We start from the raw sequence: 21248 nt of genomic DNA on the forward strand, positions 1-21248 counted from the left end.
GTGCCGCGCCTTCGTCGTCCTCCCGCAGGGGCGGGCCCGGCGCTCGGTTCAGTGGCGCTGGTGGTGGCCTGCGCGGGCTTCCGCCGTGGTCTTCAGGGCAGCCAGCCACCCTTCGAGGCCCTCACTGAGGATCTCGGTCGCGGCGGGAACGTTCGCCTCGACCTGCTCTCCCGCGTGGGTCTCCTCAGTGCGCACGAGGACTCCTCCCCTGACCTTGATGAAGTTCCATACGTGGACGCCGTCGATGCGCAGCCCCTCGCCGATCGCGGGGCCGGTCCAGCGGATGCAGGAATCGCGCTTGAGCTGCTTGACGGTCGAGGTGATGTCCAGGCTCGTGGCGGGAGTCGCGGGGTTGGGGGGTATCGGGGTCGTCCACCGGAACGCGGACCCCTTCCTGAGGGGGCCGTGGTCGAGGCGGTCGACGGTCGTGACCGGCTTCTGCCAGGACGGCCAGCGCTCCACGTCGGTCTGCAGCTTCCAGACGGTGCTCAGTGGCGCGTGGATCACGGTCCCGGTCCTGTGGCGCACGAGAGCCTTGGGGTCGACGCCCTCTCCGCGGCAGGTGAGTGACTTGCCGTCGCCGGGGTGCGGGGAGGCCGCGGCGGGGGCGACGGCGGTGCCGAGGATTCCGGCGACGACCAGCGGGACGGTGAACAGGGCGGCGCGGACGCTGGTGCTGCGAATGCTGGTGCTGCGGATCCCGGGCATGGCGTTCTCCTGGTCAATTGGCGGGTGGGCGTGGCGGGTTGGGACGGTGTGCAGTGTCGGGTGAGTGGCGGTGTCACCTCGCCTGAAGGCTCCTGCGGGACCGGTGGAGGGTCACCAGGAGTGCGGCGGACGCCGCGACGATCAGGCCGACGAAACCGGGGTGCATGTCCTTGGACAGGCTCTGCGCCCCGTCGGGCCGCGTCAGCCAGAAGACGAGCGGGATCGCGAACGTGAGGGCGACGAGCGCGGCCGCCCCGCGCACCGCCCGGTCGGGGACGCGACGGAGCGCACCGACCAACGCGATCACCACCGGCACTCCCGCCACCAGGGCGAACTGACCGACGACCATGACGGGGACCGCCCAGGCCGAGACGGTCACCGACAGCGGGATGTACCGGCCTGCACGGGTGGGGCGTGACTCGATCGTGGCGGCCATCAGGTTCTCCTCGTCCGGTGACGTGAGCTAGAGGCTCACGTGTTCGTTAGAAGGTATAACGCAGTTCGGATCGGGCGGTCAACAGTTTGCGTGATAACCTCTAACGAAACTTTGAAGGTGTAGACGCGTATCTGGGAGAGGTGGCCGGCCATGGCGAGGACGAGCGCGAAACCGGGCGCGAAGACGGACGCGAAGACCCCTCGCGAGCGCTACCGCACCCAGGTGCGTACGGAGGTCAAGGAGCGCGCGTGGGAGCAGATCGCCACGGCGGGAGCGTCCGCGCTCTCGCTCAACGCGATCGCCAAGCAGATGGGTATGAGCGGTCCCGCGCTCTACCGCTACTTCGCCAGTCGCGACGCGCTGATCACCGAACTCATCCGTGACGCGTACCGAAGCCTCGCCGACACCGTCCGCGCGGCCTTCACCGACGGCGCCGACCTCGCAGGACTTGCCCACGTCGTGCGCGCGTGGGCGCTGGTGGACCCGCAGCGGTACTTCCTCATCTACGGCACCCCCGTCCCCGGCTATCACGCGCCCGAGGACATCACCGGCATCTCCAACGAGATCATGACGACGCTGCTCGACGCCTCCACGGCGCTCGCCCCGGACAGCGCCGCGTCACCGTTCGCCGCCCACCTGGAGGACCACCGGGACTGGGCCGCCGGTCACCCCGCCCAAGGTGCGGCCCTCCACCGGGCCCTGTCCTTCTGGACCCGGATGCACGGCGTCCTGTCCCTGGAACTCTCGGGCCACTTCAGCGCCATGGGCTTCGATCCGGCGCTTCTCTTCGCGGCCGAACTGGACGACCTGCTGGACGACCTGCCGGCCAAGCCCTAGGCCGACAGCTCGCGAGCGCGGCCACGGGCCAGACCCGCGAGAGCCGCGGCCTGGGAGCTGCCCTCCGCGGCACTGAACACATGCACCACGAGCCCCGTCTCACCGGGCGCCGCCGGCACATGCAAGGTCTCGAAGTCCAGGGTGAGCCGCCCGGCCGTCGGGTGGCGCAGCTGCTTGCGGCCCGCCGCGCACATCACGACCTCGCCACTGTCCCAGATCTTCCGGAACTCGGCGCTGTGCGCGGCGAGTTCGGCGATGAGCACCGCGAGCTCCGCGTCCTTGGGATAACGCCCCGCCGCCACCCGCAGCTGACCCACGGCCTCCGCGGCCCTGTCCTCCCACTCGGGGAACACGGCGCGCGACGCGGGATCGAGGAAGAGGAACCTCGCGTTGTTCCGATCGCGGCGCCACGGTTCGCCCAGGCCGCCCATCAGCTCGGCGCCCAGACTGTTCCAGGCCACCACGTCGAGGCGGTGGTCCGTGGCGAACGCCGGGAAGCCGGCCATGGAGTCCAGGATCCGCCGCAGCAGGGGGCTGACCCGGGCCGTGGGCGCGGGATCGCGCCGGGCCGCGGCCAGGGTCGCCAGATGCCCCCGCTCCGCCGCGTCGAGGCCGAGCGCGCCGGCGAGCGCGTCGAGCACCTCGGGGGACGGCTGGGTGGCCCGGCCCTGTTCGAGACGTACGTAGTAGTCCACGCTGATCCCGGCGAGCTGGGCCAGCTCCTCACGGCGCAGCCCGCGCACCCGGCGGCGACGGCCGCCGGCGATCCCGACGTGCTCCGGCGCGACGCGCCCCCGGCGGGCGCGCAGAAAACCGCCGAGTGCCCGCCGGGTGTCGCCGATCCCGTCGGTGTGCGTCAGTTGGTCCGTGCCGTCGTCCATGGGACCAATTATGCGTGGCCCTGCCAGTACCAGGACTGCCGTTCCGACGGTTGAACAGGGTTCTGGCTGCCCTCCCCGGCCTGGGAGAACGTGGCGTCATGAAGAAGATCCTCGTCGTCAGCGCCCATCCGGAACCCCGTTCGCTCAACGCCTCGCTGGCATCCTTCGCCGCGGAGGAGCTGCGCGCGGCCGGTCACGAGGTACAGGTCTGCGACCTCTACGCGATGAAGTGGAAGGCGGCGGTGGACGCCGACGACTTCCCCGGCCACACCGCGGACCGGCGACTGCAGGTGATGGCCGCCTCCGAGCAGGACACCCTCGCGGAGCGCCTCTCGCCGGACATCGCGGCGGAGCAGGAGAAGGTGCGCCGGGCGGACGCGGTGATCCTGCAGTTCCCGATGTGGTGGTTCTCGGCGCCCGCGATCCTGAAGGGCTGGATCGACAGGGTGTTCACCGCGGGGTTCGGCTACGGCCCCGCGGTCCCGCCGCCCTACAGCGAGGGCGCCTTGGCGGGGCGGCGCGCGCTGGTATCGGTAACGGTCGGCGCCCGGGAGTCCTCGTTCACCGACCGGGGCATCCACGGCCGCATGGCGGACATCCTGCACCCCGTGCAGCACGGCCTGTTCTGGTTCACCGGCATGGAGCCGCTCGAACCGTTCGTGGTGTACGACGCGAACGATCTGCCGGAGGATCGGTTCGCGGCGACCAAGCGGGCGTACGGGCGTCGGCTCGACGGGCTCTTCACGGATGATCCTGTGCCGTTCCGGTCGCTGGTCGGCGGTGACTACGACCACGACATGCGGCTGCTGCCGGGCGTGGAGGCGCCGGGGACGAGCGGCCTTGATCTCCACGTCCGGCCGCGCGGCTGAGCAGCGGGGCACCCCGGTCACTCGCATGGGGATTGAACAGCGGTGTGGGCAGGAACGGCGGGTTCGGGAAGAGCGCACGCGGACACGGCCGGCGGCCACCGGTACATCCAGCCGGACCAAGCTGACCTGCGGGCTTCGGGCCGCGCTCATACCGTGGCTGAATGGTCATCAGGTACCTCCCGCGCTCCTCATCCGTCCGCACCGCGGCACTCGCGGTCGCCGCCCTGGTCCTCCTGCCCACACCCGTCTCGGCGGCGGCGGCCGCGACGGCCGAGCCCACGCCGCCCAAGCCGGGCCCCGCGTACTCCTCGGACCTCCTCGACCGGCAAGGAGTCCAGGCACGTCCCGGCGCGGGCGCCCCTGCCGTGCCGGGCGACGTCTCCGCGCTCTCCTGGCTGGTGGCCGACGCCCGTTCGGGCGAAGTCCTCGCCGCCCACAACGCGCACCGTCAGCTGCCGCCCGCCTCCACCCTGAAGTCGCTCTTCGCCCTCACCGCACTGCCGCACCTGGACGCCGTCGCCCGGCACAAGGTCACCCAGAGCGACCTCTCCGGCATCGGCGACGGCAGCAGCCTTGTGGGGGTCGAGGCGGGGCGCAGCTACCGCATCGCCGATCTGTGGCGCGGCGTGTTCCTCAGCTCCGGCAACGACGCCGTGCACGTGCTCGCCAAGCTCAACGGCGGCTGGCAGCAGACCGTCCGTCAGATGCGTGCCAAGGCCCGCACGCTGGGCGCACGCGACACGCATGTGGTCTCGCCGGACGGTTACGACGCACCGGGGCAGGTCTCATCGGCGTACGACCTCGCGGTCTTCGGCCGGGCGGGGCTCAAGGATCCGGAGTTCGCCCGCTACTGCTCGACCTCGGTTGCCAAGTTCCCCAACGGCGGCTGGTCCTACCCCATCCAGAACACCAACCGCCTGCTCACCGGCGCCGACGGCGTGGCCGGCTACCCCGGCCTGCTCGGCATCAAGAACGGCTACACGAGCCACGCGGGCAACACCCTCATCAGCGCGGCCCAGCGCGGCGGCCGCACTCTCGTCGTATCGGTGATGAACCCGCAGGCGAGCGGCGGATACCGCGTGTACGAGGAGACCAGGTCGCTCCTCGACTGGGGGTTCAAGGCCGCTGGGCACGTCAGGCCGGTGGGTTCGCTGGTCCCCGAGAGCGAGAAAGCGGGCACGGCACGGGGCCCCGCGCCCGCTGCCGAGCTCGCCGCCCATACGGTCGAGGCGGACGGCTCGGACTGGACCGCGATCCTTCTCGTCACCGCGGGTTCGGCGGCCCTGGTGGCCGGTGCGGTGGTGGTGATCCGGCGGCGGGCGGCCCGCGCCTACCGATTCTCGGGGCGCCAGTAGCCGAGCGCGTGCACGCGGTGCCTCGGGATCGAGAGCTCCTTGCGTACGTACGAGGCGAGGGCCCGGGTCGTCGTCGTGTCGCAGGTGATCCATACGTACACGTCGGCGGAGTCCTCGATCAGCGCGGGCAGCGCCACCTTCACCTCGTCGACGAGGTGGCCACCCGCGTCACGCCGCTCCACCCGGCGCAGGTCGTGCAGGGCGAACTCCAGGCTGAACGTCCCGGCGGCGGGGTCGGGGTCGACCAGGGGGTACGCGCGCTGATGACGCCTGCCGTGCGCCTGGTCGAACCACAGGCGCACCCGCATCGGCGGACGCACTCCGGTCAGCGCGAGCTCCTCTATCGGGTATCGGGCGGGCGAGTGCGTACGCGCGTCGCGGTCAGACTCCGCGCAGCAGACGGGCGAGATCCTGATCCAGGTCGAGCCCCGCCTCCTCGCGCCCTGCGCCCACGACGGCGTACGCACGGAGCAGGAATCTGCGCAGCACGGCTCTGTCGAACTGAACCAGGGCGAGACCCTGCGGCGCATGGAACTCAAGAACCGTGCGCGCCCGCCCGCAGGGCCAGATGTGCACGTCCCCGGTGCCCACGGGGGTGCGCAGACCCTCTTCGAGGAGCTGACGGGCGAAGATCCAGGTGACCTCCGCACCGTCGAGGGAGGCCTCGGACGGGAAGGCGATCTGGACGGCCAGCGGGTCGTCCGACGCATAGCGCAGGGTCACGGACAGCGCACGCTCGCGCCCCTCGGGGGTGATCAGGCGAGCGCGAGCGGGCTGCTCAAGGGTGACGGCCATGATCGGACTCCTCTTCTGCCGCAGCTGCCGCTGCTCGCTCTGCTTTCTTCCGTGCATGTACGAGTCCGCGGCGAGGGGTTTCATTACGCGGCACGCGGGTCGAATTCTGTGACCTGTGCCACTCCGGCGTTCGAGGCGGAAAGACAGGGGGGATCCCCCGCGAGATCCACCACACGGCGAAGCCGCCAATAGAGCAGCCAGGAAGGGGCGGGATCGGGGAAGGAAGAACTCATGCTCCTAGCCCGCCTGGCCCACGTGTCCGCCACTGTGGCCACCACCCCCGCCCGCTCCGGGAAGATCACCCTCCTCGCCGACCTCTTCCGCTCGGCCACCCCCGCCGACGCGCCCATCGTCATCCCCTACCTCGCGGGCCGCCTCCCCCAGGGGAGGCTGGGCATCGGGTGGAGTCTCCTGAAGGATCCGCCCACGGCCGCCGTCGAACCCACCCTCACCGTCCAGGCCACGGATGCCGCTCTCACTGCCGTCGGCACCCTCTCCGGTCAGGGCTCCCAGGGCGAACGAAGGCGGCTGGTAAGGGAGTTGATGGGCGCGGCCACCGCCGAAGAGCAGCGGTTCCTCGTCGGTCTGCTGACCGGTGAAGTGCGGCAGGGCGCGCTCGACGCCATCGCCGTGGAGGGCCTCGCCCGGGCCACCCAGGCCCCGCCGGCCGCCGTGCGGCGCGCGGTGATGCTGGCAGGGGCGGTGACCCCCGTCGCCGAGGCCCTTCTCGCGAGGGGGGCCGGCGCGGTGGAGGAGTTCCGGCTCAGCGTCGGGCGGCCCGTACTCCCGATGCTCGCGCACGGCGCCGGTTCCGTCACCGAAGGCGTCAACAAACTGGGCGGGCCGTGCGCCGTCGAGGAGAAGCTTGACGGCATCCGCGTCCAAGTGCACCGCGACGGGGACGAGGTCCGCGTCTACACCCGCACCCTCGACGACATCACCGACCGTCTTCCCGAACTTACCGCCGCCGCACGCGAATTGGACGGTGAGAGCTTCATTCTCGACGGGGAGGTCATCGCGCTCGACGACAATGGAAGACCCCGCCCCTTCCAGGAGATCGCCGGACGCGTCGGATCCCGGGTGGATGTCGCCACCGCCGCCGCCGGGCTCCCCGTCTCCCCCGTCTTCTTCGACGTCCTGTACGACGGCGGGCGGGATCTCCTCGACCTGCCCTTCACCGAGCGGCACGGTCACCTCGCGCGGCTCGTCCCCGAGCCGATGCGGGTGCGGCGCACCGTCGTCACCGACCCCGCCGACGGGACGGAGCTCCGCGCCGCCGAGGAGTTCTTCGCCGACACCCTGGGCCGCGGCCATGAGGGGGTCGTGCTCAAGGCCCTCGACGCGCCGTACATCGCCGGTCGCCGCGGGGCGAGCTGGCTGAAGGTCAAGCCCGTGCACACCCTGGACCTCGTGGTCCTGGCCGCCGAGTGGGGGCACGGGCGGCGCACCGGCAAGCTCTCCAACCTCCACCTGGGCGCCCGGCGCGACGACGGGACGTACGCCATGCTCGGTAAGACCTTCAAGGGCATGACCGATGTGATGCTCGCCTGGCAGACCGAGCGGCTGCGTGAGCTCGCGGTCAGCGACGACGGCTTCCTGGTGACCGTGCGTCCGCAGCTCGTCGTGGAGATCGCCTACGACGGGCTGCAGAAGTCCACGCGCTATCCGGCCGGCGTCACACTCCGCTTCGCCCGCGTCGTCCGCTACCGCGAGGACAAGTCGCCCACAGAAGCCGATTCCGTCGCGACAGTGCTGGCAGAACGTCAACTCTGATCTCGGCGCAGCACCCTTACCACCAAGTTCAGGCAAAGGACGGGCCGATAGGGTGACCTTAACGCCGTATTGACGCCCATCAGCCAATCAGCAACTAGGGGAAGAGCTGTGCCCGCTTCACGTCTCAGCCAGACGCCACTCCCAGGCATCGGTATCCGGTACGACCTGACCACCCGAGAACAACGCCAGATCTCGGTCGTCGCGCACCGGGACGGCGCGCGCACCCTCAGCGCCTACCGCGCCGACGACCCGGACGAGTGCGCGCTCTCGCTGCGTCTGAGTTCCGGTGAGGCGGACGCGCTGATCGACGCGCTGATGCCCTCGCACCACAGCCCCAACCTCCTGCACACCACCGATCTCGGTCTCGTCGCCGAACGCATCGAAGTCTCCGGCTCCTCGCACTGGAACGGGCGGGTGCTCGGTGAGACCCAGATGCGTACCGAGACCGGCGCCTCGATCGTCGCGGTCCTCCGCCGGGCCGAAGCCATTCCCTCGCCCACGCCGGCCTTCCGGCTCGCGGGCGGGGACACGCTCATCGTGATCGGCACCCGCGAGGGTGTGGAGAGCGCCGCCGCGATACTTGGTCGGGAGTGATTCGATGCACTCCGCAGTCCTTCTGATCGAATTCGGCGCGATCATTCTCGCGCTCGGACTGCTCGGCAGATTCGCCGGGCGGTTCCGCTTCTCCCCGATCCCCCTCTACCTGCTCGCCGGACTGGCCTTCGGCGAGGGCGGCCTTCTGCCGCTGGGCGCCAGTGAGGAGTTCGTCGCGATCGGCGCCGAGATCGGCGTCATCATGCTGCTCCTCATGCTGGGGCTCGAATACACCGCGAGCGATCTGGTCAGCAACCTCAAGACCCAGTACCCGGCCGGTCTCGTCGACATGGGACTCAACGCCGTGCCCGGCGCGATCGCCGCGCTGCTCATGGGGTGGGGGCCGGTGGCGGCCGTGGTCCTCGCGGGCGTCACCTGGATCTCGTCGTCCGGGGTCATCGCGAAGGTCCTCGGCGACCTGGGCCGCCTCGGCAACCGAGAGACGCCCGTCATCCTCAGCATCCTGGTCCTCGAAGACCTGGCCATGGCGGTGTATCTGCCCATCATCACCGCCCTGTTGGCCGGTGTCGGCTGGGCCGCGGGCGGCCTCACCCTGGGCATCGCGCTCGGGGCCGCCGGTCTCGTGCTGTTCCTCGCCGTGCGCTACGGCCGCGTGATCTCGCGCTTCGTGTCGAGCGACGATCCCGAGAAGCTGCTCCTGGTCGTCCTCGGTCTGACCATCCTGGTCGCCGGGATCGCGCAGCAGCTCCAGGTCTCCGCCGCCGTGGGAGCGTTCCTGGTCGGCATCGCCCTCTCCGGTGAGGCCGCCGAGGGTGCACACAGCCTCCTCTCCCCGCTGCGGGACCTGTTCGCCGCCGTCTTCTTCGTCTTCTTCGGCCTGCACACGGATCCCGCGAGTATTCCTCCGGTCCTCCTTCCCGCACTCCTGCTCGCCGTCGTGACGGCGTGCACGAAGATCGCCACCGGGTACTTCGCGGCTCGACGCGCCAAGATCTCCGTCAAGGGACGATGGCGGGCGGGCGGCGCGCTTGTGGCGCGCGGTGAGTTCTCCATCGTCATCGCCGGTCTGGCCGTCACCGCGGGCATCGAGCCGCGGCTCGGCCCGCTGGCCACGGCGTACGTCCTGATCCTCGTGATCGTCGGCCCGCTGACCGCACGCTTCGTGCAGCCGATGGCCGCACTGGTGAGCGGCGCCGTGGCGCGCCGCAAGGAGGCCGCTGCCACGGTGGCACTGCCTGCCCCCAGGGAGCCGGAGCGGTCCTCGGAGGAATCGCTCGACGAACAGAACACCAGCGGCCGCTCCTGACCGCTGCCGCCCGCGGCGCACAGCGCCCGGCGAGCCCGCCCCGCAGGACCTGCGGGGCGGGTGAGGCTCTCGGTGAGGGCCCCGGCTCCCCTCCGGGAAAGTGACGCGCCGCCGCCGCTCGCCCTTCGCGCGGCGAGTTCGTTCTCCCAGCGGCCGTGCCCCTGGACCCACCAGTCGTCGAAGACGTGCTGGGTGTCCAGGACCTGCCGCAATCCGGTCGGCTCACGGCCGTCGTGGTGCCCGAGATCAGCGATGACGGGGCCGTCGCCGCCGTCCACGCCGTGCTCAACCCGGACATTCTCGTCTTCGCCGCCGCCCCGTTGCGGACCGGGCGGGCGGCTCCGGCAGTTCGCTGACGCGCCTCAGCGCCCCACTGCGTACCCCTGCATCCCGCGCGGATTGGCCGCCGCCGAGAGCACTCCGGTGCGCGGATCGCGCGCCACCGCGCACAGCCGCCCCTCCGACCAGGGCTCGCCGACCGTCACGTCGTGCCCGCGCCGCCGCAGCTCCTCGATGACGGCCTCGTCCATGCGGGACTCGACCGTGACGCTTCCCGGGCGCATACCGCGCGGGTAGAAGGAGCCGGGGAAACTGTCGTTGTGCCAGTTCGGGGCGTCGATGGCGCCCTGGAGGTCGAGGCCCCCGCGTACGGAGCCGCGCAGCGCGACCGCCAGGAAGAAGTGCACCTGCCACTGGTCCTGCTGGTCGCCGCCGGGTGTGCCGAACGCCATCACCGGGACGCCGTCCTTGAGAGCGAGCGACGGCGTGAGGGTGGTGCGCGGACGGCGGCCCGGCGTCAGGGAGTTGGGCAGGCCCTCCTCCAGCCACGCCATCTGGAGGCGGGTGCCGAGCGGGAAGCCCAGTTCGGGGACGACGGGGTTGGACTGCAGCCAGCCGCCGCTCGGCGTGGCCGCGACCATGTTGCCCCAGCGATCGACGATGTCCAGGTGACAGGTGTCGCCGCGAGTGGCGCCGTCCGCGGAGACGGCCGGTTCGCCGGGCACGGGTGAGGTGCCGCTCTTGGCGACGGTCGGCTCGCCCGCACCCGCTCCGGGCAGGCCGAGGGCGTCGAAGCCGGGCTCTGCGTCGGCCACGGCACGGGCGTGGGCGGAGATCTTCGCGGTGCGCCCGCCGGGGCTTCCGGGGCGCAGCTCGTGAGACGCCTTCTCGCCGATGAGCGTCCGGCGCTCCGCGTTGTACGCCGCGGAGAGCAGCTCGGCGACAGGGACCGTGCCGTCGCCGTCCGCATCCCCGTACCAGGCCTCGCGGTCGGCCATGGCGAGCTTGCAGCCCTCGATCAGCAGGTGGACATAGTCGGCCGAGCCGTACGCGGGCAGCTCCGCGAGGGCGGAGGGAAGCACGGCCAGCTGCTGGAGGAAGGCCGGACCCTGGCTCCAGCCGCCCGCCTTGCACAGCGTCCAGCCGTTCCAGTCGTACGTCGCCGGGGCCTCGTAGCTCGCCTCCCATCCGGCGAGGTCGGCGGCCGTCAGCGTTCCGGTGTGCCGGGATCCGCTGGTGTCCATCGTGGGGCGGGCCGCCTGACGTATCAGCGCCTCGGCGATGAACCCTTCGCTCCAGATCTTCCGCGCGGCTTCGATCTGCTCGACGCGCGAGCCGTCTCCCGCCTCCTCGATCACGCGGCGCCAGGTCGCGGCGAGCGCCGGGTTGCGCAGGAGCTCACCGGGGCGCGGGGAGTCGCCGCCGGGCAGGTAGACCTCGGCCGACGAGGGCCATTCGGTCTCGAAGAGTTCGCGTACCGTCTCGACGGTCTCGCCGACGCGCTCCACGGGCGCGTGGCCGTCGGCGGCGTACCCGATGGCGTACTTGAGGACGTCGGCGAGGGACTTGGTCCCGTGGTCGCGCAGGAGCACCATCCACGCGTCGAAGGCGCCCGGTACGGCCGCCGCGAGCGGTCCTGTGCCCGGGACCAGTTCGAGGCCGAGCGAGCGGTAGTGGTCCACGGTCGCGCCCGCGGGCGCACCGCCCTGCCCGCACAGGACCCGCACCTGGCCGTCGGCGGGGGCCAGGATGATCGGCACCTCGCCGGCCGGGCCGTTGAGGTGCGGCTCGACGACGTGCAGGACGAAACCGGCGGCGACGGCCGCGTCGTAGGCGTTGCCGCCGTCCTCCAGGACGGCCATCGCCGACTGCGAGGCGAGCCAGTGGGTGGAGGACACCATGCCGAAGGTGCCTTGGAGGGTCGGCCTAGTGGTGAACACGAGAGCTGCTCCTAGCGTGCGGTGCGGGTACTGGGGATCGTACGGAGGGTCGGGGCGGCGGCCGCGTCCGGAGCCGTGCCGTCATCGGCGACCAGGTGACAGGAGACCTCGCGCCCGCCGTCCGCGTCCGCGTCGCCGGGGAGCACGCGCAGCTCGGGCACCTCGACCCGGCAGCGGTCGACGGCCAGCGGACAGCGCGTGTGGAAACGGCACCCCGGCGGCGGGGCGAGCGGGCTCGGCAGTTCGCCGCTGAGGACGATGCGCTCGCGGGTGCGCTGCACCGCCGGGTCGGGCACCGGGGCGGCGGACAGGAGCGCCTGTGTGTAGGGGTGTTTGGGGTCGGCGAACAGCTCGACGGTCGGCGCCTGTTCGACGATCTGTCCGAGGTACATGACCGCGATGCGGTCGGCGAGGAACTCCACGGCGGCCAGATCGTGCGTGATGAACAGGCATCCGAAGCCGCGGTCCCGCTGCAGATCGGCCAGGAGGTTGAGGACCGAGGCCTGGACGGAGACGTCGAGGGCGGAGGTGGGTTCGTCGGCCACCAGGAGATCCGGATCGACGCAGAGAGCACGGGCGATGGAGATGCGTTGCCGCTGCCCGCCGGAGAGCTCGTGCGGGTGCCGGTCGGCGTGCTCGGGTCGCAGGCCGACCTGGGCGAGGAGTTCCGCCACGCGCGCGCGTGCCGCGTCCCCCTTGGCGATGCCGTGCAGACGCAGGGGTTCGGCGATGATCCGCCCGACGGTCATGCGCGGGTCGAGCGAGGAGGAGGGGTCCTGGAAGACGAGGTGGAAGTCCTTGCGCAGGGGCCGCAGGGCGCGCCGCGAAAGGCGGGTCACATCCGTGCCGTTGATGTGGACGGTGCCCCCGGTGGGTTCGTCGAGCCTTACGGCGCACCGCCCCACCGTCGACTTTCCGCTCCCCGACTCCCCTACGAGTCCTACGACTTCCCCCTTGCCGACGGTGAGAGTGACGCCGTCGGCGGCGCGCACGATACCGCTGGGGGACGCGAAGTGCCGTTCCAGGCCGGTCAGTTCAAGCACGGGCGTCGGGGTCACTGTCCGGCCTCCTGGGTGGTGGGCGTGAGCGCGGGGGCCTCCTGCGGGTGCCAGCAGGCCGCCCGGTGCGCGGCATCGGCTCCGGCGCTCGGGGAGACGGCCTTGAAGCCGGGCCTGCTCGTCGCGCACCGGTCGTCGGCGCGGGCGCAGCGCGGGGCGAAGGTGCAGGCGTCCGGCTGCGCGCCGAGGCTCGGCACCAGGCCGGGTATCTCGGGCAGGCGCCGTTTGCCCTCCCCGCCCGGGCGCAGTACGGCGCTCAGCAGTCCCCGGGTGTACGGGTGGCGCGGCTCGGCGAACAGCTCGTGCACCGGGGCCTGCTCGACGGGGCGTCCCGCGTACATGACCAGGACCCGGTCGGCGGTGTCGGCCACCACGCCAAGGTCATGGGTGATCAGCACGATCGCGGTGCCGAGCCGTTCGCGCAGGGACCGCAGGACTTCGAGGATGCCCGCCTGGACGGTGACGTCGAGCGCGGTGGTCGGCTCGTCGGCGATCAGTACGGACGGGTCGCAGGCGACGGCGATGGCGATCATGACGCGCTGGCGCATGCCACCGCTGAGCTGATGGGGATATTCGTCGACGCGCTGGGCGGGGGCCGGGATGCCCACCAGGCCGAGGAGTTCGACGACGCGCGCGCGTGCCTCCTTCTTCGACAGTCCCTGGTGCCGCCGGACCACCTCGCCTATCTGCCGGCCGATGGTCAGGACCGGGTTGAGCGAGGTCATCGGCTCCTGGAAGATCATGGCGATGTCCTTGCCGCGGACCTTCCCGAGCTCCTTCTCGCTCGCGCCCGCGATCTCGGACCCGCCGAGCCTGATCGACCCGTCGATGTGCGCGGTGGGCGGCAGGAGCCCCATCACGGCCATCGCCGTGACGGACTTGCCGCACCCCGACTCGCCGACCACCGCGAGCACTTCGCCCGGTGCGACGTCGTACGACAGATGGTCGACGGCGTGCACGGTACGGGTGTCGGAGCGGAAGGAGACCGACAGGTCGCGCACGCTCAGTACTGACTGGTTCATCGGGTGGCTCCTCGGGGGTCGAGGACGTCCCGCAGGCCGTCGCCGAGCAGATTGAACGCCAGGGTGGCCGCGACGACGGCGAGTCCGGGGAAGACCGCCATCCACGGCGCGGGCGCGAGGAAGGACTGGGCGCCGGAGAGCATCACGCCGAGTGACGCGTCCGGTGGCTGCACGCCGAGGCCGAGGAAGCTGAGCAGCGCCTCGCCGATGATCGCGGCGGGGATGCCGACGGTCGCCTGGACGGTCAGCGCGGAGGTGGCGTTGGGCAGGATGTGCCGGAAGAGGACGGTGGCGTCGCCGCCTCCGTTGGCGACGGCGGCCGCCACGTAGTCGACGTGTCGCAGCCTCAGTGTCTCCGCGCGGGTGATGCGGATGACGGCCGGAATCTGCGAGATCCCGATCGCGATGGTCGCGTTGGTCAGCGAGGGGCCGAGCACCGCGGCGAGGCCGACGGCGAGCACCAGGAACGGGAACGCGAGCATCGTGTCGGTGAGCCGCGAGACCACGCTGTCGGTGAACCTGCCGTAGTAGCCCGCGAGCAGCCCAAGGGGTACGCCGACGACGAAGGCGAGCGCCACCGCCACCACACCCACCTGCATGGACGCCCGCGCCCCGTACACGACACGGGAGAGCTGGTCGCGGCCGAGGTCGTCGGTGCCGAGCCAGTGCGACCAGCCGGGCGCGGCGAGGGCGTCCGCGAAGTCGGGGCGTGCGGGGTCGTAGGGCGCGACCAGCGGCGCGAAGAGCGCCGCGAGGACGAACACGGCGGCGATGACGCCACCGGTCATGGCGAGCCGGTTCTTGCGCAGGGCGCGCAGCTTGCCGCTTCTCGCGCTCGCGGAACGTATCCGCCCCAGCGTTGTGAGCACCGCTGTCGTCACCGGGCACCTCCGAGCCGGATGCGCGGGTCGATGACCGAGTACGCCACGTCGACCAGCAGATTGATGAGGATGTACGCGGCGGATGTGCAGAGCACCACGCCTTGCAGGGTCGCGTAGTCGCGGGTGAAGACGGCGTCGATGGTGAGCTTGCCGAAGCCGGGCAGGACGAAGATCTGCTCGGTGACGACGGCGCCGGAGATGAGGTGGCCGAGCTGGAGACCGAGCACGGTCACGACGGTGACCAGGGAGTTGCGCAACGCGTGCCCGCCGATGATTTCGCGCCGTGAGAGGCCCTTGGCCCGCGCGGTGCGCACGTAGTCGGCGGAGAGCGAGTCGAGCATCGCCGCCCGCGTCTGGCGCATCACGACGGCCGCGAGACCCGAGCCGAGAACGATCGAGGGCAGCACCATGCGGCGCAGGTTGTCGAGCGGGTCGGTGGCGAACGGCACGTATCCGGAGGCCGAGAAGACCGGTAGGGCGATGGCGAATCCGAGGACGAGGACGATGCCGAGCCAGAAGGTGGGAATGGAGAGTCCCAGGAGTGCGAGGGCGTTGGCCAGCCACTCCTCCGGCTTGCCGCGCCGCACGGCGGCGACGATGCCCGCGCCGATGCCGACCACGACCGCGAGGAGCAGCGAGAGGGCGGCCAGTTCGAGGGTGATGGGCAGGGCAGCGGTGATCGCGTCGGCGACGGGGAGGCCGGTGCGTGAGGAGGTGCCGAGGTCGCCGGTGACGGCGTGCCCGATGAACCGTCCGTACTGGACGACGATGTTGTCGTCGAGGCCGTAGCTCGCACGGATCGCGGCGAGCGCCTCGGGGCTGCGCTCCTCACCGGCGAGCGCGAGGGCCGGGTCGCCGGGCAGCGCGCGGACGCCTGCGAAGACGACCATGCTGACCAGGACGAGCGTGATGAGGGACTGCCGGGCCCGGGTGAGCAGATAGGACGCCATGGGGCTCAGGCGCAGTGGGTTCGTACGGGGAGGGCTCAGGCTCATCGGGCGTACCCCGCAGTCGTGACGCGGATCAGGCCGTCCCCATAGACGCGGACGCCCGCGACGTCCTTGCCGGCGACGACGTAGTTCTTCTGCCGGTAGAGGTAGATGAGCCCGCGCCGCTCATGGGCGCGCCGGGTCAACTCGTCGTAGATCTTGGCGCGTTCCTCCGGGTCGGCTTCCGCGCGGCCCCGCTCGACGAGCCGGTCGATCGCCGGGTCCGAGAGCCCGTAGGCGTTCATCGCGCCGCGCGTCTGGAGGAAGCTGGCGATGTTGCCGTCCGGGTCGAGCCGCCCCGACCAGCCGCTGGTGAAGGCTTCGTAGTGCCCGGAGTCGGTCTCCTCCAGCATGGTGGCGTACTCGGTGGGGCGCAGCGTGACGGCGAACCCCGCCTCCTTGGCCATGGCCTGGATGACCTGCCCGAGGCGGCTGTGCTCGGGCGTCGTGGACACCTTCAGCTCGATGCGCACCGGAGTCCTCACCCCGGCCTCCTTGAGCAGTCGCTTGGCCCTGGCCACATCGCGCTCGGGGCACTGTGAGGCCTTGACGCCGGGTGCGATGGCGGACTCGGGCGAGACGGGGCCGCACGCGGGTTCGTACATGCCCTGGAAGACGACCTTGTTGATCAGTTCGCGGTCGATGGCGAGCTCGAAGGCCTCGCGGACCCGGGGGTCACGCGCGAGAGGCGTGTCGACGCGCCCCGGTTCCTCTCCCAGGCCCTTGACGTTTCCGACGTTGAGGCCGATGCCCTGGTAGCCGAGCGAGGGCGAGCTGAAGAGCTGGAGCTTGGGTTCGGTCAGGGCGCTGCGTACGTCGACGGGTGTCATCTGGTCGCCGACCTGGATGTCGCCGGAGCGCAGGTTGGCCAGGCGGACGTTGCCGTCGGGTATCGGCTTGTAGACCACCTTGTCGAGGTGGACCTTGTCGGCCGCGTAGTAGTTCGGGTCCTTGGCGAGCACGATGCGGTCGCCGCCGACCCGCTCCACATACTTGAACGGGCCCACACAGGAGGGGTGGTTGGTGAAGTTCTTGCCGTACTTCTTGAGCGCGGCGGGTGACATCACCATGCCGGAGCGGTCCGCGAGGACGGCCGTGAGGGGCACGTAGGCCTGCTTGAGCGTGAGCTTGACCGTGTACGGTCCAGTCGCCTCCGCGTCCGCGAGCGGGGCGAGTTCGGTGGCGCGCGCCGAGCCCGCGAGGTCGCGGTGGCGGAGCAGCGAGGTGACGGCGGCGGCCGCGTCCAGCTTCGTCCCGTCGCTGAACTTCAGGCCTTCGCGCAGGCCGAAGGTGACGGTGCGGCCGTCCTTCGACGTCTTGGGCAGGGCGGTGGCGAGCTGTGGGATCACGGTCCCGTGCTCGTCGATGTCATAGAGCTTCTCGCACATCCCGGCGAAGACCGTGCGGCCCACGAGGGTCTGCGCGAGGGTCGGATCGAGCTTGTCCGGGTCGGCGTTGACGGCGACGGTGAGGGTGCCGCCGTCGCGCACGGGACGGTCGTCGGTCATACGCTCACCGCCGACCTCGGTGGCCGAGGACTGCAAGGAACCGCAGCCCGCCGTTGTGGACATCACCAGGGCAACTGCCGCCAGGGCAACCGTTTTTCGGCGCACGGGTAGGTACCTCCGCCAGGGTGGTTCCGGGCTGATCGTGGACGATCAAGGAATACGGCAGAACGTATTTCGCATACAGTCCGCACACAAGAGGCCCGTCCGGATGCCGGACCGGATTTGATGAAGATTGAATAACCGGCTGCGACAAATGGCTGGGCCCTACATCCAGCGGACTTTCCGTCCGACTTCCGTCCATCAAGGGACGACGTGCCGCGTCCCCCGCGACCGGTCTCGCCGGGCCGTTGTCAGCGCGCCGCGCTACTGTCCGCGCAACTGACCGTCCACCCCGTTGGAGGTTCTCATGGCCGCGCGCCTCAACCCGTATCTCAGCTTCGGTGGCGACGCCCGCCAGGCTCTGGAGTTCTACAAGGAGGTCTTCGGCGGCGAGCTGGCCCTCAACACCTTCGGCGAAGCCGGTCAGCAGGGCACGCCGGTCGCCGACAAGATCATGCACGGCATGCTGGAAGCGCCGAACGGCTTCACCCTGATGGGCGCCGACACCCCGCCGGGCATGGAGCACAACCCGGGCAACAACTTCTCGGTGAGCATCAGCGGGGACGACGAGGCCGAGCTGCGCGGCTACTGGGAGAAGCTCTCCGCCGACGGCTCGGTGGCCGTCGCGCTGGAGAAGCAGATGTGGGGCGACGTGTTCGGCATGTGTACGGACCGCTTCGGCATCCCCTGGATGGTCAACATCAGCGAGCCGCAGAGCTGATCGTCCACCTACGGAACCAGACAGTCCCTCTTCCGGGGCCCGGCCCCGCCGGGCCCCGGTCGCGGGCTCCGATCAGCGCGCCTACGGTGTGACGGGGATGTCTTGTGTGGCGGGGGCGTCTGGAGGCACCGATGGACCGCTCGCCCCCGCCGGAACCCTTCGATCCGGAACCCTTCGACCCGGAACCCTTCGACCCGGTACGGACCGAAGGATCCACGGCCTCCCCTCCCCCACAGCCGAGCGGCGGGAGCCACGAGCACCGCTGGCTGATCCTCGGTGTCGTGGGAATCGCCCAGCTGATGGTGGTCCTCGACGCCACGATCGTGAACATCGCGCTGCCATCGGCCCAGCGGGACCTCGGGTTCAGCGACGGCAACCGCCAGTGGATCGTCACCGCCTACGCACTCGCCTTCGGCAGCCTGCTGCTCCTCGGCGGGCGCATCGCCGACCTGGTGGGCCGCAAAGTGGTCTTCCTCGCCGGTCTCGGCGGCTTCGCGCTCGCCTCGGCCCTCGGCGGTGCGGCGACGAGCTTCACCATGCTGGTGGTGGCCCGCGCCCTCCAGGGCGTCTTCGGCGCCCTCCTCGCGCCTGCCGCGCTTTCGCTGCTCACCACGACCTTCACCGACCCCAAGGAGCGGGCCAAGGCGTTCGGCATCTACGGCGCCATCGCGGGCGCGGGCGGCGCGGTCGGGCTGCTCCTGGGCGGCGCACTGACCGAGTATCTGGACTGGCGCTGGTGCCTGTACGTGAACCTGATCTTCGCGGTGCTCGCCATGCTCGGCGGCGCCCGGCTGCTCCAGGGCGGCAGGCCCGCGGACCGGCCCAAGCTCGACGTCCCGGGCACCCTGCTGGTCTCCGCGGGTCTCTTCTGCATCGTCTACGGCTTCTCGAACGCCGAGTCGCACGCCTGGGGCGACGTACAGACCTGGGGATTCCTGGTGGTCGGCGCCGTACTGGTGGCCGCCTTCGCCTGGTGGCAGACGCGGGCCACGCATCCGCTGCTTCCGCTGCGGGTGGTGCTCGCCCGGGACCGTGCCGCGTCGTTCCTCGCGATGTTCATCTCGGGCGCCGGGATGTTCGGCGTCTTCCTGTTCCTGACGTACTACCTCCAGCAGATCCTCGGCTACACACCGGTCAAGACGGGACTCGCGTTCCTGCCGATGGTCGCCGTGATGGTGGTGATCTCGGTCGTCACGACCAACTCGCTCGTGCCGCGGTTCGGCGCGAAGCCCATCGTGCCGCTCGGCATGGGGCTCGCGGCTGTCGCGATGGCCTGGCTCACCGCCCTCGACGTGCACAGCACCTACGCGGCGCACGTACTGCCGCCGCTGCTGGTGGCCGGTCTCGGCCTCGGTCTGGTCTTCGCCCCCGCGATGAGCATGGCGACCGCGGGCGTCGCCTCGCACGACGCGGGGGTGGCCTCCGCGATGGTCAACACCAGCCAGCAGGTGGGCGGTTCGATCGGCACGGCGCTGCTCAACTCCCTGGCGACCAGCGCAGCCGCCAACTACCTCGTGGGCAAGCAGCCCACTCCGGGGGTGCGGGCGCAGTCGGCGATGGAGAGCTACTCGACCGCGTTCTGGTGGTCGGCGGTCTTCTTCGCGGTCGGACTCCTCGTTACGGTCGTGCTGTACCGCCGGGGAGCTCCGGTCCACTCGGACGCGGACGGCGGAGCGGTGCACATGTAGGGCGGTGGGGCGATGGCATCCGTATCGGAGGCGACCCGGAACGACGGCGCCGACGGTGGTGTCGCGCTGGCGTCGGCTCGGGGGCGCTGGGTCCTCGCCTGTGCCGTTCTGGCATCCGGAATGGCGATGCTGGACGGCACGGTGGTGAACGTCGCCCTGCCCACGCTCGGCCGTGATCTGGACACCTCGATCGCGTCCCTCCAGTGGGTCGTCAGCGCCTACATGCTCACGCTCTCTGCTCTGCTGCTGCTCGGCGGGGCGCTCGGCGACCGCATCGGTCGGCGGCGCACCCTGGTCATCGGCGTCGTGTGGTTCGCCGTCGCCTCCGCCCTGTGCGGGCTCGCGCAGAACGTGGGGATGCTGATCACGGCACGGGCCTTGCAGGGAATCGGCGGTGCGCTGCTCACGCCGGGTTCGCTCGCCCTGGTGCGCACGTCGTTCCGGCCGCAGGACCAGGCGCGTGCGGTGGGCGCGTGGTCGGGGCTCGGCGGGGTCGCGGGCGCGATCGGGCCGTTCCTCGGCGGCTGGCTGATCGACGGTCCCGGCTGGCGGTGGATCTTCCTGATCAATGTGCCGCTGGCCGCGCTCGTGCTCCTCGCGGTCCGTCATGTGCCGGAGAGCCGGGCCGAGGGCGCCACGGAGAAGCCGTTCGACGTGACAGGGGCGTGCCTGGCGGCGCTGTTCCTCGCGGGCATCAGCTTCTCGCTGATCGGCGCCTCGGGCGACTCGTCGAAGACGGCGGCCCTCCTGCCGGGGCTCGGCGGACTCGCGGCGGGCATCGCCTTCGTCATGGTCGAGCAGCGCCGCCGCAACCCGATGCTGCCGCTCTCCCTCTTCCGCTCCCGCCTGTTCAGCGCCGCCAACGTCATGACGCTGTGCCTGTACGCGGCCATCGGCGGGCTTCTGTTCATGCTGCCGGTGCAGTTGCAGACGACGCTCGGCTACGACGCGCTGCAGGCGGGCACGGCGACGCTCCCGATCACGGTCCTGATGCTGCTGCTCTCGGCCGCCGCGGGCGAGCTCTCGCGGCGGATCGGCCCCACGCTGCCACTGGTCGCGGGCCCGTTGATCGCGGGCGCCGGAGCGCTCCTGATGCTGCGGATCGAGCCCGGCGCCGGGTATGTGACGGAGGTCCTGCCCGCGGTCGTGGTCCTCGGCCTGGGGATGAGCGTGTTCGTGGCCCCGCTGACGGCGACGGTGCTCGCCTCGGTCGACGCGGGGCGCGCGGGCCTGGCGAGCGGCGTCAACAACACCGCGGCGCGGGTCGCCCAGATGCTCGTCGTCGCCGCGCTGCCCCTCGCCGTGGGCCTCTCCGGGACGGCGTACGCGGATCCGGACGCGCTGAACACGGCGTTCGGCAAGGCGGCGGTGGGCTGCGCGGGCCTGTTCGTCCTGGCGGGGGCGACGGCGGGGGTCTTCATCCGGCCGCGTCCGGCATCCTGGCACGAGGAGACGGGGAACATCCCGCGCTGCAAGTCCCATCTGGGTCTCAACGCGCCGCCGTTGGAGCCGGGAAAGGACTGCGCGGAGGGCTGAGACGCCCGTCAG

General features: G+C 71.1%; 21 protein-coding genes. 10 read left to right on the forward strand and 11 right to left on the reverse strand.

The features are described 5' to 3' along the window. Positions 1-48: 48 nt before the first annotated feature. Together ACFVXC_RS29635 and ACFVXC_RS29640 are read right to left on the reverse strand one after the other, a co-directional pair. Positions 49-708, reverse strand: a complete 660-nt coding sequence (locus ACFVXC_RS29635) for an SRPBCC family protein (protein WP_389911149.1) — start codon at positions 706-708, stop codon at positions 49-51. Between the two features lie 73 nt (positions 709-781). Beyond that, complete coding sequence (locus ACFVXC_RS29640; protein WP_389911152.1) at positions 782-1144, reverse strand: hypothetical protein; 363 nt, start codon at positions 1142-1144, stop codon at positions 782-784. 150 nt (positions 1145-1294) lie between these two features. On the opposite strand from ACFVXC_RS29640, the gene ACFVXC_RS29645 reads away from it, so the two are divergent. Then, the gene (locus ACFVXC_RS29645; protein ID WP_389911155.1) at positions 1295-1981 is read left to right on the forward strand and encodes a TetR/AcrR family transcriptional regulator; all 687 of its coding nucleotides are present in this window, start codon (positions 1295-1297) and stop codon (positions 1979-1981) included. Here ACFVXC_RS29645 and ACFVXC_RS29650 read toward each other — a convergent pair. Further along, positions 1978-2862 (reverse strand): helix-turn-helix domain-containing protein, encoded by an 885-nt coding sequence (locus tag ACFVXC_RS29650; protein WP_389911158.1) that lies wholly within the window; start codon positions 2860-2862, stop codon positions 1978-1980. The genes ACFVXC_RS29645 and ACFVXC_RS29650 overlap by 4 nt on opposite strands. A gap of 98 nt (positions 2863-2960) precedes the next feature. Between ACFVXC_RS29650 and ACFVXC_RS29655 the strand changes: the two genes are divergently transcribed. Both ACFVXC_RS29655 and ACFVXC_RS29660 read left to right on the forward strand, forming a co-directional pair. Continuing rightward, on the forward strand, positions 2961-3731 hold the full coding sequence (locus tag ACFVXC_RS29655) for an NAD(P)H-dependent oxidoreductase (protein WP_389911161.1): 771 nt from the start codon (positions 2961-2963) through the stop codon (positions 3729-3731). A 161-nt stretch (positions 3732-3892) separates the two neighbouring features. Next, on the forward strand, positions 3893-5086 hold the full coding sequence (locus ACFVXC_RS29660; protein WP_389911164.1) for a D-alanyl-D-alanine carboxypeptidase family protein: 1194 nt from the start codon (positions 3893-3895) through the stop codon (positions 5084-5086). Here ACFVXC_RS29660 and ACFVXC_RS29665 read toward each other — a convergent pair. Together ACFVXC_RS29665 and ACFVXC_RS29670 are read right to left on the reverse strand one after the other, a co-directional pair. Beyond that, entirely contained in the window at positions 5062-5502 is a 441-nt protein-coding gene (locus ACFVXC_RS29665) for an SIP domain-containing protein (protein WP_389911601.1), read from the reverse strand. The genes ACFVXC_RS29660 and ACFVXC_RS29665 overlap by 25 nt on opposite strands. Continuing rightward, positions 5468-5881: an SsgA family sporulation/cell division regulator gene (locus ACFVXC_RS29670; protein ID WP_389911167.1), complete on the reverse strand. Its 414-nt coding sequence runs from the start codon at positions 5879-5881 to the stop codon at positions 5468-5470. Before ACFVXC_RS29670 ends, ACFVXC_RS29665 begins: the two co-directional genes overlap by 35 nt. 231 nt (positions 5882-6112) lie before the next feature. Between ACFVXC_RS29670 and ACFVXC_RS29675 the strand changes: the two genes are divergently transcribed. The 4 genes from ACFVXC_RS29675 (at position 6113) to ACFVXC_RS29690 (ending at position 9871) form a co-directional block, all read left to right on the forward strand. Further along, a complete protein-coding gene (locus ACFVXC_RS29675; RefSeq protein ID WP_389911170.1) occupies positions 6113-7654 on the forward strand; it encodes an ATP-dependent DNA ligase in 1542 nt (513 codons plus the stop codon). Between the two features lie 108 nt (positions 7655-7762). Then, the gene (locus tag ACFVXC_RS29680; protein ID WP_389911173.1) at positions 7763-8248 is read left to right on the forward strand and encodes a cation:proton antiporter regulatory subunit; all 486 of its coding nucleotides are present in this window, start codon (positions 7763-7765) and stop codon (positions 8246-8248) included. A gap of 4 nt (positions 8249-8252) precedes the next feature. Further along, positions 8253-9515 (forward strand): cation:proton antiporter, encoded by a 1263-nt coding sequence (locus tag ACFVXC_RS29685; RefSeq protein WP_389911176.1) that lies wholly within the window; start codon positions 8253-8255, stop codon positions 9513-9515. A gap of 185 nt (positions 9516-9700) precedes the next feature. Continuing rightward, complete coding sequence (locus ACFVXC_RS29690; protein WP_389911178.1) at positions 9701-9871, forward strand: hypothetical protein; 171 nt, start codon at positions 9701-9703, stop codon at positions 9869-9871. A 6-nt stretch (positions 9872-9877) separates the two neighbouring features. Here the strand turns inward: ACFVXC_RS29690 and ACFVXC_RS29695 are convergent, their stop codons facing one another. From ACFVXC_RS29695 to ACFVXC_RS29720, 6 genes are read right to left on the reverse strand one after another with little or no spacing between them, the layout of a single operon-like run. After that, a complete protein-coding gene (locus ACFVXC_RS29695; protein ID WP_389911181.1) occupies positions 9878-11734 on the reverse strand; it encodes a gamma-glutamyltransferase family protein in 1857 nt (618 codons plus the stop codon). Between the two features lie 11 nt (positions 11735-11745). Then, entirely contained in the window at positions 11746-12792 is a 1047-nt protein-coding gene (locus ACFVXC_RS29700) for an ABC transporter ATP-binding protein (protein ID WP_389911183.1), read from the reverse strand. Further along, a complete protein-coding gene (locus tag ACFVXC_RS29705) occupies positions 12789-13814 on the reverse strand; it encodes an ABC transporter ATP-binding protein (RefSeq protein WP_389911186.1) in 1026 nt (341 codons plus the stop codon). Before ACFVXC_RS29705 ends, ACFVXC_RS29700 begins: the two co-directional genes overlap by 4 nt. Further along, positions 13811-14695, reverse strand: a complete 885-nt coding sequence (locus ACFVXC_RS29710; protein WP_389911189.1) for an ABC transporter permease — start codon at positions 14693-14695, stop codon at positions 13811-13813. The genes ACFVXC_RS29705 and ACFVXC_RS29710 overlap by 4 nt, the downstream gene beginning before the upstream one ends. Beyond that, complete coding sequence (locus tag ACFVXC_RS29715; protein WP_389911604.1) at positions 14692-15645, reverse strand: ABC transporter permease; 954 nt, start codon at positions 15643-15645, stop codon at positions 14692-14694. The genes ACFVXC_RS29710 and ACFVXC_RS29715 overlap by 4 nt, the downstream gene beginning before the upstream one ends. 41 nt (positions 15646-15686) lie before the next feature. Next, positions 15687-17192, reverse strand: coding sequence for an ABC transporter substrate-binding protein (locus ACFVXC_RS29720; protein WP_389911192.1), 1506 nt, complete (start codon positions 17190-17192; stop codon positions 15687-15689). 406 nt (positions 17193-17598) lie between these two features. On the opposite strand from ACFVXC_RS29720, the gene ACFVXC_RS29725 reads away from it, so the two are divergent. The 3 genes from ACFVXC_RS29725 to ACFVXC_RS29735 all read left to right on the forward strand — a co-directional run bounded on the left by ACFVXC_RS29725 (position 17599) and on the right by ACFVXC_RS29735 (position 21236). After that, positions 17599-18012, forward strand: coding sequence for a VOC family protein (locus tag ACFVXC_RS29725; RefSeq protein ID WP_389911195.1), 414 nt, complete (start codon positions 17599-17601; stop codon positions 18010-18012). Positions 18013-18143: 131 nt separating this feature from the next. After that, positions 18144-19700: an MFS transporter gene (locus ACFVXC_RS29730; RefSeq protein ID WP_389911198.1), complete on the forward strand. Its 1557-nt coding sequence runs from the start codon at positions 18144-18146 to the stop codon at positions 19698-19700. A 12-nt stretch (positions 19701-19712) separates the two neighbouring features. Next, the gene (locus ACFVXC_RS29735; protein ID WP_389911200.1) at positions 19713-21236 is read left to right on the forward strand and encodes an MFS transporter; all 1524 of its coding nucleotides are present in this window, start codon (positions 19713-19715) and stop codon (positions 21234-21236) included. The last annotated feature ends 12 nt before the right edge of the window (positions 21237-21248 follow it).

The organism is Streptomyces sp. NPDC058257, assembly GCF_042881845.1.
Taxonomy (GTDB): domain Bacteria; phylum Actinomycetota; class Actinomycetes; order Streptomycetales; family Streptomycetaceae; genus Streptomyces.

Excerpts from the sequence above, each read along its gene's own strand:
- ACFVXC_RS29720 (WP_389911192.1), bottom strand. The coding sequence starts at position 17,192 with ATGACCGACGACCGTCCCGTGCGCGACGGCGGCACCCTCACCGTCGCC.
- ACFVXC_RS29735 (WP_389911200.1), top strand. The coding sequence starts at position 19,713 with ATGGCATCCGTATCGGAGGCGACCCGGAACGACGGCGCCGACGGTGGT.
- ACFVXC_RS29660 (WP_389911164.1), top strand. The coding sequence starts at position 3,893 with ATGGTCATCAGGTACCTCCCGCGCTCCTCATCCGTCCGCACCGCGGCA.
- ACFVXC_RS29715 (WP_389911604.1), bottom strand. The coding sequence starts at position 15,645 with ATGGCGTCCTATCTGCTCACCCGGGCCCGGCAGTCCCTCATCACGCTC.
- ACFVXC_RS29675 (WP_389911170.1), top strand. The coding sequence starts at position 6,113 with ATGCTCCTAGCCCGCCTGGCCCACGTGTCCGCCACTGTGGCCACCACC.
- ACFVXC_RS29640 (WP_389911152.1), bottom strand. The coding sequence starts at position 1,144 with ATGGCCGCCACGATCGAGTCACGCCCCACCCGTGCAGGCCGGTACATC.
- ACFVXC_RS29635 (WP_389911149.1), bottom strand. The coding sequence starts at position 708 with ATGCCCGGGATCCGCAGCACCAGCATTCGCAGCACCAGCGTCCGCGCC.
- ACFVXC_RS29670 (WP_389911167.1), bottom strand. The coding sequence starts at position 5,881 with ATGGCCGTCACCCTTGAGCAGCCCGCTCGCGCTCGCCTGATCACCCCC.
- ACFVXC_RS29655 (WP_389911161.1), top strand. The coding sequence starts at position 2,961 with ATGAAGAAGATCCTCGTCGTCAGCGCCCATCCGGAACCCCGTTCGCTC.
- ACFVXC_RS29730 (WP_389911198.1), top strand. The coding sequence starts at position 18,144 with ATGGACCGCTCGCCCCCGCCGGAACCCTTCGATCCGGAACCCTTCGAC.
- ACFVXC_RS29705 (WP_389911186.1), bottom strand. The coding sequence starts at position 13,814 with ATGAACCAGTCAGTACTGAGCGTGCGCGACCTGTCGGTCTCCTTCCGC.
- ACFVXC_RS29685 (WP_389911176.1), top strand. The coding sequence starts at position 8,253 with ATGCACTCCGCAGTCCTTCTGATCGAATTCGGCGCGATCATTCTCGCG.
- ACFVXC_RS29725 (WP_389911195.1), top strand. The coding sequence starts at position 17,599 with ATGGCCGCGCGCCTCAACCCGTATCTCAGCTTCGGTGGCGACGCCCGC.
- ACFVXC_RS29650 (WP_389911158.1), bottom strand. The coding sequence starts at position 2,862 with ATGGACGACGGCACGGACCAACTGACGCACACCGACGGGATCGGCGAC.
- ACFVXC_RS29645 (WP_389911155.1), top strand. The coding sequence starts at position 1,295 with ATGGCGAGGACGAGCGCGAAACCGGGCGCGAAGACGGACGCGAAGACC.